At 66.4% G+C, this 15,660-nt stretch carries 15 protein-coding genes; 8 read left to right on the plus strand and 7 right to left on the minus strand.

The features are described from left to right. Positions 1–9: 9 nt before the first annotated feature. Entirely contained in the window at positions 10–459 is a 450-nt protein-coding gene (locus L5G33_RS12720) for a hypothetical protein (protein WP_236998546.1), read from the minus strand. 150 nt (positions 460–609) lie between these two features. Between L5G33_RS12720 and ctaE the strand changes: the two genes are divergently transcribed. The 4 genes from ctaE to qcrB all read left to right on the plus strand — a co-directional run bounded on the left by ctaE (position 610) and on the right by qcrB (position 4,978). After that, positions 610–1,221: an aa3-type cytochrome oxidase subunit III gene (ctaE, locus tag L5G33_RS12725; RefSeq protein ID WP_236998547.1), complete on the plus strand. Its 612-nt coding sequence runs from the start codon at positions 610–612 to the stop codon at positions 1,219–1,221. Between the two features lie 81 nt (positions 1,222–1,302). Next, complete coding sequence (gene qcrC, locus L5G33_RS12730; protein WP_236998548.1) at positions 1,303–2,199, plus strand: cytochrome bc1 complex diheme cytochrome c subunit; 897 nt, start codon at positions 1,303–1,305, stop codon at positions 2,197–2,199. Next, the gene (qcrA, locus tag L5G33_RS12735; RefSeq protein WP_236998549.1) at positions 2,196–3,362 is read left to right on the plus strand and encodes a cytochrome bc1 complex Rieske iron-sulfur subunit; all 1,167 of its coding nucleotides are present in this window, start codon (positions 2,196–2,198) and stop codon (positions 3,360–3,362) included. The genes qcrC and qcrA overlap by 4 nt, the downstream gene beginning before the upstream one ends. Then, on the plus strand, positions 3,359–4,978 hold the full coding sequence (qcrB, locus tag L5G33_RS12740; RefSeq protein WP_236998550.1) for a cytochrome bc1 complex cytochrome b subunit: 1,620 nt from the start codon (positions 3,359–3,361) through the stop codon (positions 4,976–4,978). Before qcrA ends, qcrB begins: the two co-directional genes overlap by 4 nt. 408 nt (positions 4,979–5,386) lie before the next feature. Here the strand turns inward: qcrB and L5G33_RS12745 are convergent, their stop codons facing one another. The 3 genes from L5G33_RS12745 to ctaC are packed head-to-tail and all read right to left on the minus strand — an operon-like array spanning position 5,387 to position 7,520. Then, a complete protein-coding gene (locus tag L5G33_RS12745) occupies positions 5,387–5,914 on the minus strand; it encodes a GNAT family N-acetyltransferase (protein WP_236998551.1) in 528 nt (175 codons plus the stop codon). Positions 5,915–5,952: 38 nt separating this feature from the next. After that, the gene (locus L5G33_RS12750) at positions 5,953–6,369 is read right to left on the minus strand and encodes a cytochrome c oxidase subunit 4 (protein ID WP_236998552.1); all 417 of its coding nucleotides are present in this window, start codon (positions 6,367–6,369) and stop codon (positions 5,953–5,955) included. Then, positions 6,369–7,520: an aa3-type cytochrome oxidase subunit II gene (ctaC, locus tag L5G33_RS12755; protein ID WP_236998553.1), complete on the minus strand. Its 1,152-nt coding sequence runs from the start codon at positions 7,518–7,520 to the stop codon at positions 6,369–6,371. Before ctaC ends, L5G33_RS12750 begins: the two co-directional genes overlap by 1 nt. Before the next feature lie 313 nt (positions 7,521–7,833). On the opposite strand from ctaC, the gene asnB reads away from it, so the two are divergent. Further along, positions 7,834–9,759 (plus strand): asparagine synthase (glutamine-hydrolyzing), encoded by a 1,926-nt coding sequence (asnB, locus tag L5G33_RS12760; RefSeq protein ID WP_236998760.1) that lies wholly within the window; start codon positions 7,834–7,836, stop codon positions 9,757–9,759. 29 nt (positions 9,760–9,788) lie between these two features. Here asnB and L5G33_RS12765 read toward each other — a convergent pair whose 3' ends face one another. From L5G33_RS12765 to L5G33_RS12775, 3 genes are all read right to left on the minus strand, one after another. After that, the gene (locus tag L5G33_RS12765) at positions 9,789–10,757 is read right to left on the minus strand and encodes a carbohydrate kinase family protein (protein ID WP_236998554.1); all 969 of its coding nucleotides are present in this window, start codon (positions 10,755–10,757) and stop codon (positions 9,789–9,791) included. Positions 10,758–10,881: 124 nt separating this feature from the next. Further along, positions 10,882–11,232: a HesB/IscA family protein gene (locus tag L5G33_RS12770; protein WP_236998555.1), complete on the minus strand. Its 351-nt coding sequence runs from the start codon at positions 11,230–11,232 to the stop codon at positions 10,882–10,884. A 128-nt stretch (positions 11,233–11,360) separates the two neighbouring features. Next, entirely contained in the window at positions 11,361–12,437 is a 1,077-nt protein-coding gene (locus tag L5G33_RS12775; RefSeq protein ID WP_236998556.1) for a glycerate kinase family protein, read from the minus strand. Between the two features lie 59 nt (positions 12,438–12,496). Between L5G33_RS12775 and L5G33_RS12780 the strand changes: the two genes are divergently transcribed. The 3 genes from L5G33_RS12780 to L5G33_RS12790 are packed head-to-tail and all read left to right on the plus strand — an operon-like array spanning position 12,497 to position 15,655. Next, positions 12,497–13,171: a DUF3043 domain-containing protein gene (locus L5G33_RS12780; protein ID WP_236998557.1), complete on the plus strand. Its 675-nt coding sequence runs from the start codon at positions 12,497–12,499 to the stop codon at positions 13,169–13,171. Positions 13,172–13,173: 2 nt separating this feature from the next. Further along, positions 13,174–14,919 (plus strand): nicotinate-nucleotide--dimethylbenzimidazole phosphoribosyltransferase, encoded by a 1,746-nt coding sequence (gene cobT / locus L5G33_RS12785; protein ID WP_236998558.1) that lies wholly within the window; start codon positions 13,174–13,176, stop codon positions 14,917–14,919. Next, positions 14,891–15,655, plus strand: a complete 765-nt coding sequence (locus tag L5G33_RS12790; protein ID WP_236998559.1) for an adenosylcobinamide-GDP ribazoletransferase — start codon at positions 14,891–14,893, stop codon at positions 15,653–15,655. The genes cobT and L5G33_RS12790 overlap by 29 nt, the downstream gene beginning before the upstream one ends. Positions 15,656–15,660: the final 5 nt, after the last annotated feature.

The following is a 15,660-nucleotide window of genomic DNA, read 5'->3' on the forward strand; positions in this document are numbered from 1 at the left end:
GCGACCAGCCTATCGATCCGGCAGAACGTCGAGGACGGCCCACCCGAGACCGACGCCACCGTTGCGCGATGCGAGGCTCGCGACCCGGGACCGCTCCTGCGAGACGATCCGCGCGTCCGCCCGCTGCACCCTCGACAGCGCGACCGGCACGAGCGGCGGCTGGACGGGCGGATCGTCGTCGAGCCGTTCCGTCGCAACGTACCCCTCCAACGCAGCGGAGGCCGTCGCGCTCGCGACCGCCGACGCGGGGACTGCGATCAGATGACGAAGCACAACCGGTGACGCCGACTCGAATCCAGCGGACTCCAGTACCGTTGAGGTGGCGACCGCGTCGTCGTCGCTGCGCACCACGACGGCGAGGTCGGGGTCCTCCGGCGAGAGAACCCGCCCCGCACCGCCGCCACGCCGGAACATCTTGGCAATCCGGCCGAACATGCCGTCCCCTGACTCTCCGCTCATGGCAACGAGCAAACCACGCGATCGGTCGCCGCCGAAAGGACACGCCGGACCCCGCCGCCCGGACCGCGCCTACCTGCACGGAGACCCCGCGGCGAACCGATTTACCGACCCCGCTGGAAATCGGTTACTACGAACCGTCATACTTCTTGTGTGACTAGCGCTGTGGGTAACTCCGGAACCGCCATCACCTCACGCGTGCACTCGCTGAACCGTCCGAATATGGTCAGCGTCGGCACCATCGTGTGGTTGTCGAGCGAGTTGATGTTCTTCGCCGGCCTGTTCGCGATGTATTTCGTCGCGCGGGCCAATGCCGCCGACGGGTGGCCCCAACCGCCCGCGCACCTGAACCTGGCGCTCGCGGTGCCGGTGACCCTCGTCCTGATTCTCAGCTCGGTGACCTGCCAGTACGGCGTCTTCGCTGCTGAGCGCGGTGACGTATACGGTCTCCGCCGCTGGTACACGCTCACCTTGGTGATGGGCACGTTCTTCGTCTGCGGCCAGGCGTACGAGTACTACACGCTGGTCGGCGAGGGCCTGACCCTCTCCTCGAACGCATACGGCTCGGTCTTCTACATGGCGACCGGCTTCCACGGCATGCACGTCATCGGTGGCCTCCTCGCCTTCGTGTTCCTGCTGATTCGGACGCGCTTGTCGAAGTTCACGCCGGCTCAAGCCACTGCCGCGATCGTCGTGTCGTACTACTGGCACTTCGTCGACGTCGTGTGGATCGCCCTGTTCGTGGTCATCTACTTCATCCGGTAACGGCGGCCAGAACCGTTCAGCCCAGAACCGTTCAGCCCGGTTCACCAGAAACCAGTCCAACCGCTTAGTAGAGAGTCACCGATGAGATCATCTCCACCGAGTTCGCCGAAGCCGCGCGACACGGCGTCGACGCCGTCGCGTGCCAAAGCGCGTCGTAAGCTCCGCCGGCGTGCCACCGGCACGATCTTCTTGCTCCTCGGCCTCGTGGCCACCGGCCTGATCGCCGGACTGCTCAGTCCGAAGCCTCAGGTCGCCACCGCTGACGATAAAGAGTCGAGCTTGATCGCTGCAGGCAAGCAGCTGTACGACACGTCGTGCATCACCTGCCACGGAGCGAACCTCGAGGGCGTCACCGACCGTGGCCCCTCGCTGATCGGTGTCGGCGACGCCGCCGTGTACTTCCAGGTCTCGACCGGCCGTATGCCGGCGATGCGCGGTGAGGCCCAGGCACACCGTAAGCCCGCCAAATTCACCGAAGCAGACATCGACCAGCTCGGCGCCTACGTCCAGGCGATGGGCGGCGGTCCGCGCGCGATGTACGTCCTCAACGAGGACGGCCAGATCAAGCGCGACGAGAACGGCTTCCCCGAGCTACAGATGGATCAGCTGCGCGGTGACGACCTCGGTCGCGGTTCCGAGCTGTTCCGGATGAACTGCGCGTCCTGCCACAACTTCACTGGCCGTGGCGGCGCGCTCTCGGGCGGCAAGTTCGCTCCCCCGCTGAGCGATGTGAACCCGCAGCAGCTGTACACCGCGATGCTTACGGGTCCGCAGAACATGCCGAAGTTCTCCAATCGTCAGCTGTCGATCGACGAGAAGAAGGACATCATCGGCTTCATCCGCTACGCGGACACTGCTGCCCCGTCGGGCGGCTACGGTCTCGGCGGTTTCGGCCCGGCCTCTGAGGGCATGGTCATGTGGGTTGTCGGCGCAGCGGTCATCATCGCGGGCGCCATGTGGATTGGATCACGAAATTGAGCGATTCGAATAAGGACATCCCGTCCGACGAGGAACTCGCGGAGATGTCTCACGAAGACAAGGTCCGTCTCGGCACGAACCTCGACGGGGTGGAGATCATTCACCGCGCCGAGCGTCACCCCGAGGCGGGCACCAAGGCTGAGAAGCGCTCCGAGTTCGCCGTCGCGATCTGGTTCGTCATCTCCGGCCTGCTCGCCATCGCGGGCTTCGCACTCTTCATCTGGAACCGGTGGGAATTCACCATGCCGGAGGAAGACGGCTACTGGGCGTACACGTTCTACACCCCGCTGCTCGGCGTCACCTTCGGCGGCGCGATTCTCGCATTCGGCTTCGGCGTCATCCAGATCACCAAGCGTTTCATCCCGCAGGAGATCTCGGTGCAGGACCGCCATGACGGCGGATCCACCGAAGTCGACAAGCAGACGGTCGTCGCCGAACTCAAGGACACTGCCGAAACGAGCACCCTCGGTCGCCGCAAGGTGATCCTCGGTTCCGCGGCCTTCGGCCTCGGCGCACTGGGTCTCGCCGGCGGTGTCGCCGCGGTCGGCGGCTTCATCAAGAATCCGTGGGCCAAGCGCGACGACGCACCCCTGTGGAACACCGGCTGGTCGCCGATCTTCAACGAGAGCAAGGGCGAGACCGTCTTCCTGCGTCGGGACACCGGCAACCCGTACCAGGTGGCGCTCGTGCGCCCCGAAGATCTGGACGCCGGCGCCATGGAGACGGTGTTCCCGTGGCGCGTCTCGGACGGCTACGGCGACACCGAGGAGTCACGCCATAAGCTCCTCGAGGGGATCCGCGGCATCCGCAACGCAGTGATGCTGATCCGTTTCCGCCCCGAGGACAACGCGAAGGTCATCAAGCGACGCGGCCAGGAGAGCTTCAACTTCGGCGACTACTACGCGTACACGAAGGTCTGCAGCCACCTCGGTTGCCCGACGTCGCTGTACGAGCAGCAGACGCACCGCGTCCTGTGCCCGTGCCACCAGTCGCAGTTCGATGCACTGGAGTTCTGCAAGCCGGTCTTCGGTCCTGCTGCACGCGCGCTGGCTCAGCTGCCTATCACTGTCAACAACCAGGGCTACATGGTCGCGAACAGCACCATCAACGAAGGAAACTTCATCGAGCCCGTCGGACCGGCATTCTGGGAGCGTAAGTCATGACAGTCGCCGACCGCCTCGCCACGCAGGCAGAAGAGGTCGACTCCAGGTATCACCTCGCTGCCGGCATGCGCCGCCAGATCAACAAGGTGTTCCCGACCCACTGGTCGTTCCTCCTCGGTGAGGTCGCCCTTTACAGCTTCATCATCCTGCTGCTGTCGGGCACCTACCTCACACTCTTCTTCGATCCGTCGATGGCGCACGTCCAGTACGACGGCGCGTACCAGCCCCTCAACGGTGTGACGATGAGTCGCGCCTACGAGACCACCCTGAACCTCTCATTCGAGGTCCGCGGCGGTCTGTTCGTGCGCCAGATCCACCACTGGGCAGCTCTGCTGTTCGCCGCGTCGATCATCCTGCACATGTCTCGTATCTTCTTCACCGGCGCGTTCCGCCGCCCGCGTGAAGCGAACTGGATCATCGGCTGCTTCCTGCTGCTGCTGGCCATGTTCGAGGGATTCTTCGGATACTCGCTGCCGGACGACCTCCTGTCGGGCACCGGTGTTCGCGCCGCCATGTCGGGCATCGTCCTGTCGATCCCGCTGGTCGGTACGTGGGTCCAGTGGGCGCTGTTCAACGGCGACTTCCCGGGCGACATCATCATCCCGCGCCTGTACGTGCTGCACATCCTGATCTTCCCGGCCATCATCCTGGCTCTGATCGGTGCTCACCTCGCGCTCGTCTGGTACCAGAAGCACACCCAGTTCCCCGGCCCCGGCCGTACTGAGAAGAACGTCGTCGGCGTGCGCATCCTCCCGGTCTTCGCGGCCAAGGGCGGCGCCTTCTTCGCGATCGTCTTCGGTTTCCTGGCCCTGATCGCAGGCGTCTTCCAGATCAACCCGGTCTGGAACATCGGCCCGTACAACCCGGCTCAAGTCTCCGCCGGTTCACAGCCGGACATATACATGATGTGGACTGACGGTTTTGCACGTCTGATGCCTGCGTGGGAGCTCTACCTGGGCAACTACACGGTGCCCGCAGTGTTCTGGGTCGTCCTGGTGATCGGTGTGATGTTCGGGCTGCTGTTCGGGTACCCGTGGATCGAGAAGAAGCTCACCGGCGACTACGCGCACCACAACCTGCTGCAACGCCCGCGTGACGCTCCGGTCCGCACGGCGGTCGGTGCGATGGCCCTGACGTTCTACATCATCCTCACGCTGATGTGCATGAACGACATCATCGCGCTTAAGTTCAGCATCTCGCTGAACGCGACGACGTGGATGGGACGTATCGGCATGATCGTCCTGCCCCCGCTGGTGTACTTCATCACCTACCGCTGGGCTCTCTCGCTGCAGCGCAGTGACCGCGCCGTCCTCTCCCACGGCATCGAGACAGGCATCATCCGTCGCGAGCCGCAGGGCGAGTACATCGAGACGCACCAGCCGCTCGGCCCGGTCGACGACCACGGTCATCCGATTCCGCTCCCCTACGAGGGCGCCGCGCTGCCGAAGCGAATGAACAAGCTCGGCTCTGCGGGCTCGCCCGGCACCGGTACCGTCCTGGTCCCGGACACCGCCGAGGAGCAGGCGCAGAATGCGCGTATCGCGCACGAGCAGCACGATGCCGAGAAGAAGGCGATCATGGAGCTGCAGGCCAAGGGCGGAAACCCGCTCGACTAGGTCGGTTCTCTACGACGATGGCCGCCTCGCGATTCGCGAGGCGGCCATCGTCGTATTTGGAGGCTCAGTCGTATATCTGGCTCAGTTGTATATCTGGCTCAGCGGTCGCGCGGCGCATCCAATGCCGCTACCGACAGGAATGGCCAGGCGGGCTTGCACTCGCGGTGTGAACCGGACCTTGGTCGACGATCGCCGCCGTCCCACAGCAACTTCGTCGACTCCCCTCCCCCACTTCCGCTACCGCGCGCGCCACCGTCAGGGCCGTCCGCGGCCCGCTGTCGCTGTAGCGGGGCAGGCGGCGTGGGCGAGTCGGCGACGCGGCGTCCGCGTCGCCCCGCATACGGTCACGAAAGGAGCGAGAGTTGCTCCGTGCAGTGCAGCACGACATCTCCTACTCGTCTGCGTTGCCTACCATGCCGATCCGGCGCGTGGATCGCAGATCAGACGTCGGGTAGTGTCCAGGCCCGGGTGTGTCGGCGTTCGCAGCACCAGAATCGAATCCTCGTCGGCGGTCGGTCGTACGCCGTCGAGTGTGAGGACGCCGAGCGGGCCGTTCCACGGCTCCCACCCGCGGCGCAGATACAGGGGGCGGCCGTCGTCGGATGCGCTCAGCGCCCCGAGGTCGTAGGCATCGGCTATGACGTCCTCGACGCACACCATGAGCGCATCTCCGATCCCCTCCCGACGTCTGCGGGACGCGACCGCGACCGCCTCCACATACCCGGTGCGTAGCACGGTGGCACCCGCGATGAGCTGCCGTTGGACGACGGACGCGTGGCCGACGAGCCCCGCATGATCGTCCGCCAGGACGTGGAGGCCGCCGAGACTATGGTCGAAGTCGAAGTCGGCGAAGTCACCGTCGAACGCGTCGGAGAGAAACGCTCGCAGCGTGTCCCGCTCGGCGGCAGACAGTTGATGGGTATGACGAAGCCGCACCCGGTATCCGGATGCGGCTTCGGCGGATGCTTCGTGGTTCAGTGCTTCTCGGGACCCACGTGGTATTCGAAGACGAGCCCTGCCACGGTGCCGATGATCGCGACCACCAGGGCGATCGCGAACCAGAAGTTCGCGGTCGCGAAACCGATCGCGAAGAGCGTCGCACTGGCGGCGATGGCGATCGGCCAGTAGCTGTGCGGGCTGAAGAATCCCAGCTCGCCTGCGCCGTCTTCGATCTCGGCCTCTTCGTAGTCCTCAGGCCGGATCTCGACGCGGCGTGCGACGAAGCGGAAGTAGGTGCCTGCGATCAGCGCGAGTCCACCCGCGAAGAACATGCACACCACGCCGGTCCATTCGACGCCGGTCCGGTAGAAGTACGTGCAGATCGCGTAGATGATGCCCATCACGACGAAGAACATCGCGAGGATTTCAAAGATCCGTGCTTCGACCTTCATCAGTTCGTACCTTCCTTAGCCTGCACACAACCCGCGACCTTGGTGTTGTTCGCGTCACCGAGATCCTTCGGAGTCTCATCGTTGGAGACGCGTCGCGAATCGAACGGCACGGTCGTCACGGACTCGGGGACTTGGCAGATCGAGTGGAGCGCTTCAGCGTTCGACGCCTCGGGGTTCTCGGAGCGGTACTTGATGTAGCTCGCGAAGTCGGCGGGGCTGACCGCGCGGACCTCGAAGTTCATCATCGCGTGGAAGGTACCGCACATCTCCGCACAACGTCCGACGAATGCGCCCTCACGGTCAATCGAACTGATCTGGAAGCTCGGGTCTGTGTGGTTCTGCGCCGGGAACGGCATCACATCACGCTTGAACAGGAACTCGGGAACCCAGAACGAGTGGACGACGTCCGCGGCAGCGAGATCGAACTCGATGCGAGTGTCCGTCGGGAGGACGAGGACCGGGATTGTCGACGACGTGCCCAGGGTCTCGATCTTGTCGAACTTCAGGTACTTGCGCTCCTCATTGGAACGGCCGCCGGCCGCGCCCTTGATGAGCTCCTTCTCGCCTTCGTGCTCCCGATACTTCGGAATCTGCAACTCGAACGGCTCACCGTTGCGCGAGTCCTTCGCGTTGACGAGCTGGTCATCCCCGATCTTCACAGAGTTGTAGCCGAACTTCCAGTTCCACTGGAACGCGGTGACGTCGACGACAACGGCAGGGTTGTCCTCTTCCTTTTCCACGTTGTTCTGCACGACGACCGTGAAGTAGAACATCACTGCGATCAGCACGAACGGGATGGCGGTGTACGCCAGCTCCAGCGGCACGTTGTAACCGGTCTGACGCGGGATGACCTCGTCGTCGCTCTCAGTCTCTTTCGCGCGGTGGAAGGTGATGGTCCAGAAGATGAGAGCCCAGACCAGCACGCCCATCGCCAGAGCAGCGATGACACACCACGTCCAGAACACCCGCATGTCGTGGGCTTCGGGGGTGACCCCTTCAGGCCAACCGAAATGCAAGGCCTCTTCGGCACTGCAACCCGACGTCATCAGCACGACGACGCCCAGGACCGCGAGGGCACTCAGTCGTTTGATCGTGCGCGACGCGGGTACTCCACGTCGTGCCGACGGCCGTCCACGGTTCGTCAATTTCACGCCTTCCTGCTGGCAGGGAGCTGTTCCACAAGGTTCGCACGGCGGAGCAAACCACTCCTTGCGCAATTCTTGCACCTAGTAACTACGCAGCGTAGTCCAACCCGCGGATGAGTTCTCTATTGGGTCAGCCGATTTCAGTACTGCGTCGCGCGACCTGCGAATACGCTCACGTCCGGCGTGGCGTCGACCTCATGTGGGGCGCGAGATGTCGCACCTCGGCGTGCTTCTACGGCATAGTGGACGCGGCGCGCGAGCGGTATTCGGCTGGTCGCGTCCCATGTATCTGCAATCGATGGAAATGAGGCTGGTCAGCGTGTGCGGCTTGCTCGGAATGCTCACCAGCGACGCCTCGGCGGGATCCACCGCGGAGTTGATCGCGTCGGCAGCGCACTGCATGCGACACCGCGGCCCCGACGAACCCGGCACATGGAACGACGACGATATCGTGCTCGGCTTCAACAGGTTGTCGATCATCGACATCGAGCACTCACACCAGCCGCTGCGCTGGGGGCCCGCCGACAATCCCGACCGCTACGCCCTGGTGTTCAACGGTGAGATCTACAACTACCTGGAGATCCGCGAGGAACTGGCACGCGAGTTCGGTACACAGTTCCGCACCGAGGGCGACGGCGAGTCGATCGTCGCGGGCTTTCACCATTGGGGCCCGGAGGTGGTCCGCAAACTGCGCGGCATGTTCGCGTTCGCGGTGTGGGACACGCAGACACGCGAGTTGTTCCTGGCGCGCGACCGGTTCGGCATCAAGCCGCTGTTCCTCGCGACCAGCGCCGCGGGGACCGCGTTCGGCAGCGAGAAGAAGAGCCTCCTCGAAGTCCTGGACCGCCTCGGACTCGGCCATGAACTCGACGACCGCGCGATCGAGCACTACACGGTGCTGCAGTACGTCCCCGAGCCCGAGACGCTCCACGCGAACATCACGCGCTTGGAGTCCGGCTGCTACGCGACGTTGCGACCCGGGCTCGCGCCGACCGTCACCCGGTACTTCGACCCGAAGTTCCCGGTCCGTCCGTTCACGCCAGACACCGCACAGAAGCGGTACGACGAGATCGCCGACGTGCTGCGCGATTCGGTCGCCAAGCACATGCGCGCCGACGTGACGGTCGGTTCGTTCCTGTCCGGCGGCATCGACTCGACGGCCATCGCGGCGCTCGCCATCCAGCACAATCCGGACCTGATCACGTTCACCACCGGCTTCGAGCGCGACGGCTACTCGGAGGTCGACGTAGCAGCCGAATCGGCGGCCGCGATCGGCGCCCGCCACATCGTGAAGGTCGTCTCGCCGCGCGAGTTCATCGACGCACTCCCCCAGATCATCTGGTACCTCGATGATCCGGTCGCCGATCCGGCCCTCGTCCCCCTCTACTTCGTGGCCGCCGAAGCCCGCAAGCACGTCAAGGTGGTGCTCTCGGGTGAGGGCGCCGACGAACTGTTCGGCGGGTACACGATCTACAAGGAGCCGTTGTCGCTCAAATCGTTCGACAAGCTGCCGGGCGGTCTGCGTCGTCTCGCAGGCAAGGTGTCCGATCGGATCCCCGAAGGCACGCGCGGCAAGAGTCTCCTGCACCGCGGTTCGCTGTCGTTGGAGGAACGCTATTACGGGAATGCCCGAAGCTTCGACGACGCACGTCTGCGTGCGGTTCTCCGCAATTTCCGCGACGACTGGATGCACCAGGACGTGACGGCCCCGATCTACCGGATGAGCGAGGGCCTCGACCCCGTGACCCGCATGCAGCACCTGGACCTGTTCACGTGGCTGCGCGGCGACATCCTCGTCAAAGCCGACAAGATCAACATGGCGCACTCACTGGAACTCCGTGTGCCGTTCCTCGACAAAGAGGTCTTCGACATCGCCGAACAGCTTCCGTTCGACGAGAAGATCTCCCACGACACCACGAAGTACGCGCTGCGCAAGGCCCTTGAGCAGATCGTGCCGCCGCACGTCCTGCACCGCCGCAAACTCGGCTTCCCGGTGCCGCTGCGTCACTGGCTCGCGGGCACCGAGATGTACGACTGGGCGCGCGAGCTCATCGCGACGTCCGACACTGATCACATCTTCAACAAGGCGTTCACCCTGCAAATGCTTGAGGAGCACCGAGCCGGATCCGTCGACAACAGTCGACGGATCTGGACGGTCATCTGCTTCATGCTCTGGTACGGGATCTTCGTCGACGGGACGATCGTCCCGGCTATCGAGGACCACGACTACCCCGTGCGGCTCTAGCCACTCCACAGGCTAGCGGACGGCGGGGGCTAGAGGACGGCGCGAATCTGGGCCGCGGCGTCAGCGCCGTATGCGGCGGACAGACGCTTCTCGGCCGACTCGACGTCCCACTCCCACCCCTGGGTCGACTCACATTCGAGGACGAGGGTCGCGATCATCGCGCCGAGTTGGGCGGATCGCTCGTAGGTCAGCCCCTTGCTCACACCCGTCAGGAAACCCGCGCGGAAGCCGTCTCCGACACCCGTCGGGTCGATCTGTGCGTTCACCGGGACCACGTCGACGTGGGTCGTCGTCCCGTCGGTGTCGAAGATGTCGACGCCGTTCGCGCCGAGCGTCGTCACCCGGACGCCGACGATCCCCGCGATGTCGTCATCGGACAGGCCGGTCTTCTGCTTGAGGAGACCCCACTCGTATTCGTTCGTGAACAGGTAGGCCGCACCGTCGATCAGGTCACGCGCGACGTCGCCGTCCAACCGCGCCAACTGCTGGGACGGGTCCGCGGCGAACCTGATGCCCGCGGCACGGCATCCCGCAGTGTGGCGAGCCATCGCGGCCGGATCGTCGGCGCCGATCAACACCAGGTCCGGATGCTTGTCGGCGACGACGTCGACGAGGTCGATGTCGCCTGCCTCAGTCATCGCCCCCGCGTAGAACGTGGCGAGCTGGGCCATCGTCTCGTCCGTGGTGCACATGAAACGTGCTGTGTGCTTGGTCTTCGAGCGGTGCACGCCACGGCAGTCGACGCCGTGCTCGGACAGCCAGTTCTCGTAGTCGTCGAAATCGCCGCCCGCCGCGCCGATCAGCAGCGGCTCATTGCCGAGCACCCCGAGCGCGTACGCGATGTTGCCGCCGACACCGCCCCGATGCAGGACGAGGTCCTCGACGAGGAAACTGAGCGAGATGTGCTCGAGCTGGTCGGCCACCAGTTGTTCGGAGAACTTTCCGGGGAACTTCATCAGATGATCGGTCGCGAGCGATCCACAGACGGCAATGAACATCAGTCCAACCTAGTGGGATCTCGACTCTCCTCGATCAGCGGGGTGGGTCACGATCCGCGGGGGCACCGACGACGACGGCCGCGACTCCGTGGGGAGTCGCGGCCGTCGTGCGGACCGGTGAAGGTCAGTTGAACGAGTCGCCGCAGGCGCAGCTGCCGGTAGCGTTCGGGTTGTCGATGGTGAAGCCCTGCTTCTCGATAGTGTCGACGAAGTCGATGGTCGCGCCCTGCACGTAGGGTGCGCTCATCCGGTCGACGGCCAGCTTCACGCCGCCGAAGTCGGAGATGACGTCACCGTCGAGTTGGCGATCGTCGAAGAACAGCTGGTACCGCAGACCGGCGCAACCACCCGGCTGAACGGCGATGCGCAGTGCCAGGTCGTCGCGGCCCTCCTGGTCGAGAAGGCCCTTCGCCTTTGCTGCTGCGGCGTCGCTGAGCACGATACCGGCTTCGGTGGTTTCGTTCTGGACAGTCATGAGCGCTCCTTGAATACGTCTGTCGTCAATCGCTGACATGGATCTGGCGGACCCGGCGTCGTCGGTCTGACACGGACAACGGTACTCGCCATCGCGTTATTCCCGCAGCGTCCCCCTTCCGGCGATCCTCACGGCAAGCCCGCTGGGCCCCATTCGGCTGCTACGCGCGCGGCCAGGCTCGCCAGAGACGGACCGGGATCGTTCATCGCGCAGTCGAGTGATCCGACATGCTCGACGACCGACCAGACGCCTGTCACACCGTCTATCTCCACCTGTCCCGACACCTGCCCCGCGAGGACCAGGACCGGCGTGGGTCGGGCGTCGGCGGCGAGCGCCGCGACGACCTTGCCGTGGGCGGTCTGCGCGTCGAACCGCCCTTCGCCGGTGATGACAAGGTCTGCCGCCGCGAGCCGCCGGCGACGGTCGGTCGCGTCCGCGACGACATCGGTTCCCGCACGGCGTCGACCACCGACGGCGAGCAGCGCGGCGCCGAGTCCACCCGCCGCCCCAGCGCCTGGCGAGTCGCGGACGTCGCGTCCAGCCCGCGCCAGATCGTCTGCCCACGCGGCGAGCCGGGCCCCCAACACTGCGACCGTGGCCGCGTCCGCCCCCTTCTGCGGACCGAACACCTGCGCCGCACCGTGCCGACCGAGGAGCGGATTGTCGACGTCGGACGCGACCACCAGTTCTACCCTGCGCAGCAGCTCGGCGGCGCTCGCCGGCCCGCCGAGCACCTCGAGGGCACCCCGGCCGCCGTCCGTCGTCGCGCTGCCGCCGAGCCCGACGACGATGCGTCGGGCGCCGTCGGCGATCACGATGCGCAGCAACTCGCCGACCCCGGTGGTGGTGGCGGCGAGAGCGGTCTCCGGCGACGGCTGTCGTCCGAGGATCGCGAGTCCGCACGCCTGAGCCGCCTCGACATACGCGGTCCCGTCGAGGGCGATCCCATACTGAGCGATCACCGGGCCACCCAACGGCCCCGACACTCGCGCCGTATGGACGGCGACCGCTCCCGCAGCGGCGAGGACCGCCACAAGGCCCGGGCCGCCGTCCGACTGCGGCAGCACATCGAACCGGTCGTCGCGCCGCACCGACGACCAGCCGTCGACGATCGCGGCCGCGGCCTCGGTCGCCGTTAGCGTCCCGCCGTACTCGTCCGGCGCGACCACGACCATCGCTCCGCGCGCACCGGCTGGTCGGTTCATGTGCTGCAGGCTACCGCCCGATTCCAGACGACGGCCCGTCATCGCCTAGTCTCGAAGGCGTGAAGCTGCCTTGGAAATCCGATGCGACGAGCACCGACGACACCGTCGACGACGCCCCGACCACCGACGCCGCCCGTGCCGACGAGGTGTCGCTCGAGAAGCCGACGCAGACGCCCGGCAAGGGACGTCCGACGCCGAAGCGGCGCGACGCCCAGAGCAAGCGCCGCGGCCCCGTGGCACCGCCACCAGCCACACGCGCCGAGGCCCGTGCCCGCAAGAAGGCCCTCAAGTCGACGATGAGCAAGAGCCAACGCAAGGAACTCAGCGCGCAACGTCGTGAGGCTCGCCTCGAGCAGCGCGAGAAGATGATGAGCGGCGACGAGAAGTACCTGATGCCCCGCGACAAGGGCCCGGTCCGCCGGATGACCCGCGACATCGTCGACTCGCGCCGCAACTTCGCAGGACTGTTCATGCCGTTCGCGGTGTTCCTGATCGTCGCGATCATGATCCCGCAGATCGCGGGCCTGGCGAACCTTGTGCTGTTGGTGTTCGTCGTGTTCATGGCGATCGACTCCTACATCCTCGGCCGCATGGTGAACAAGCGAGTCCGAGAACGCCACCCGGACACGCAGGAGAGCCGATTCCGTCTCGGCTGGTACGCCTTCACCCGAGCTATGCAGCTGCGGATGATGCGCGCGCCGAAGCCGCTCGTCAAGCCGGGTGACAAGGTTTAACGGTGCGCACTCTGGTGCTGGGCGGTACCCGCTCGGGCAAGTCAGCGCACGCTGAACGCCTCCTCGCCGACGCCGACTGCGTCCGGTACCTGGCGACCGGGCCGGTCCCCACAGCCGACGACGCCGCATGGCGCGCCCGCGTCGACGCGCATCGCGCTCGGCGCCCGGAGCGGTTCGCCACCGTCGAGACCACCAATCCCGCCGCCGACCTGCGCGACGACCCGACGACGGCGACCCTCCTCGACGATCTCGGCACCTGGCTGACCGGCGTCCTTGACCGCGCGCACGCCTGGGACGACCCGACGGTGTCCATCGAAGCTCAGGTCGACGAGTTGTGCGCGGCGATCGGCGACCATCTCGGCGACCTTGTGGTCGTCAGCCCTGAAGTCGGGTTGTCGGTGGTCGCGTCGACCGTCGCCGGTCGACGGTTCGCCGACGAACTCGGCGCCCTCAACGCCCGCGTCGCTGACGTCGTCGACTCCGCTCGCCTCGTCGTCGCCGGCCGGGTCCTCGACCTCCCCGCCGACGAGACCCCCGAGTTCGAGCCGCCTGCCGCACCGGTGGGCCCCACCGCTGTGCCCGTGCCCGCTCGGGGAAACACCCCTGCTCACGAGAACACCCCCGTCGAGTTCGTCGGCCCGGCCGTGCCGGACGGGACCGACGCCGAGGTGTTCGCCGCGATCGACCCGCCCGATCCGTCGACTGTCGTCGAAGCACAGGCCAGGCAACTCACTCTCACGAAACCGCCCGGATCGCTCGGACTGCTCGAAGACTTGAGCGTCTGGATCTCGGCATGCCAGTCGCAGTGTCCGCCGCGCCGGATCAGCGCTCCGGCGGTCGCCGTGTTCGCCGGCGACCACGGTGTCGCGCAGAGCGGCGTGTCGGCGTTCCCGCCGGAAGTGACGGCGCAGATGATCGCGAACATCGCGGCAGGCGGCGCCGCCGTCAACGTGCTGGCCCGGCGCATCGGCGCGAGCGTCCATGCATTCGACATCGCCGCAGACGTCGACCTGCCCGCGGGCCACACCGTCAACACCGACTACAAGGTGCGGCACTCCAGCGGAGACCTCCGACGAGGCGAAGCGCTCACGATCGGTGAGGCGCGCCGCGCGGTCGCTGCCGGACGCGCCATCGCCGACGGCCTCGTCGACTCGGGAGCCGACCTGCTGATCGCGGGCGACATGGGAATTGGCAATACCACCCCGGCCGCCGTGCTCATCGGCACAATCACCGAGCAGGAGCCTGTGGTCGTCGTCGGCCGCGGTACCGGCATCGACGACGAGACCTGGATCCGGAAGACCGCCGCGATCCGCGACGGCATGCGCTTCGGCCGCCGATACCGCAACGAGCCTCTGTCGTTGCTCGCCGCCGTCGGCGGAGCCGATGTCGCGGCCATGGCCGGCTTCTACGCGCAGGCGGCCGTCCGCAGGACACCGGTGATCCTGGACGGTGTGGTGACGACCGCCGCGGCTCTCGTCGCCGAACAGATGGCTCCGGGCGCGTCATCGTGGTGGCTGGCGGGCCACCAGTCGACCGAACCAGCGCACGCGTTCGCGCTCAAGAACCTCGGACTCGAACCGATCGTCGATCTGTCGATGCGACTCGGTGAGGGCACCGGTGCACTGACCGCACTGTCGGTCGTGTTGTCCGCCGTCGACACCCTGATCGACATGGCCACGTTCGCAGAGGCAGGCGTCAGCGATGGGGCAGGCGTCAGCGATGGGGCCGGCGTCAGCGATGGGGCGTAACCCGCTCACCGCAGTACACGTGGCCGTCAGCTGGCTGACGGTGGCCCCAGTCCCCGCGCCACGCGTGGAGATGGATCGTTCGACGGGCGGCGCCGTGATCGCGACGGTGCCGCTGGTCGGCGCACTGCTCGGCGGCGTCGCGGCCGCTGCGGCCTACGGACTCTCGCGCACCGAACTCCCCGACCTGCTGGTTGGGGTGCTCATCGTCGCGCTGCTGGCGTTGACCACACGCGGCATGCACGTGGACGGCCTCGCCGACACGGCGGACGGCTTGGGCTGCTACGGCGACGCCGACCGGATCCGCGAGGTGATGCGCAGCGGCGACGTCGGCCCCTTCGGTGCGGCGACGCTGGCGATCGTGCTCGGCGCGCAGTCGGTGGCGTTCGGCGCGTTGGCAGCGGACGAGCGTTGGTGGCAGGCCGGGTTCGCCGTCGCGCTCGCCCGGGTCGCCGTCGTCTACGTCTGTCGCGCCGGACTGCCGCCCGCCAACAGCAACGGATTCGGTGCGCTCGTCGCGGGGACCGCGCGGTGGTCGATCCTCGTCTGGACGATCCTCGCCGTCGGTGCCGCGTGGCCGCTGGGGACCCGCGCATTGTGCGCGGTCGCCGCCGTCGCGGTGTTCTCGGTGGCGTTCTCCGCGCACTGCCGCCGACGCATGGGCGGCGTCTCCGGCGACGTGCTCGGCGCAGTGATCGAACTGTCGACCGCGCTCACACTCGTGATCCTGTGCGCGTAAGTGCT

This window comes from Gordonia liuliyuniae (assembly GCF_021738805.1).
Classification (GTDB): domain Bacteria; phylum Actinomycetota; class Actinomycetes; order Mycobacteriales; family Mycobacteriaceae; genus Gordonia; species Gordonia liuliyuniae.

Bases quoted from the DNA above. Each gene is read 5' to 3' on its own strand.
- L5G33_RS12720 (WP_236998546.1), bottom strand. From the start codon at position 459: ATGAGCGGAGAGTCAGGGGACGGCATGTTCGGCCGGATTGCCAAGATG.
- L5G33_RS12775 (WP_236998556.1), bottom strand. From the start codon at position 12,437: ATGAACCGACCAGCCGGTGCGCGCGGAGCGATGGTCGTGGTCGCGCCG.
- L5G33_RS12790 (WP_236998559.1), top strand. From the start codon at position 14,891: ATGGGGCCGGCGTCAGCGATGGGGCGTAACCCGCTCACCGCAGTACAC.
- L5G33_RS12770 (WP_236998555.1), bottom strand. From the start codon at position 11,232: ATGACTGTCCAGAACGAAACCACCGAAGCCGGTATCGTGCTCAGCGAC.
- qcrC (WP_236998548.1), top strand. From the start codon at position 1,303: ATGAGATCATCTCCACCGAGTTCGCCGAAGCCGCGCGACACGGCGTCG.
- L5G33_RS12750 (WP_236998552.1), bottom strand. From the start codon at position 6,369: ATGAAGGTCGAAGCACGGATCTTTGAAATCCTCGCGATGTTCTTCGTC.
- qcrB (WP_236998550.1), top strand. From the start codon at position 3,359: ATGACAGTCGCCGACCGCCTCGCCACGCAGGCAGAAGAGGTCGACTCC.
- L5G33_RS12765 (WP_236998554.1), bottom strand. From the start codon at position 10,757: ATGTTCATTGCCGTCTGTGGATCGCTCGCGACCGATCATCTGATGAAG.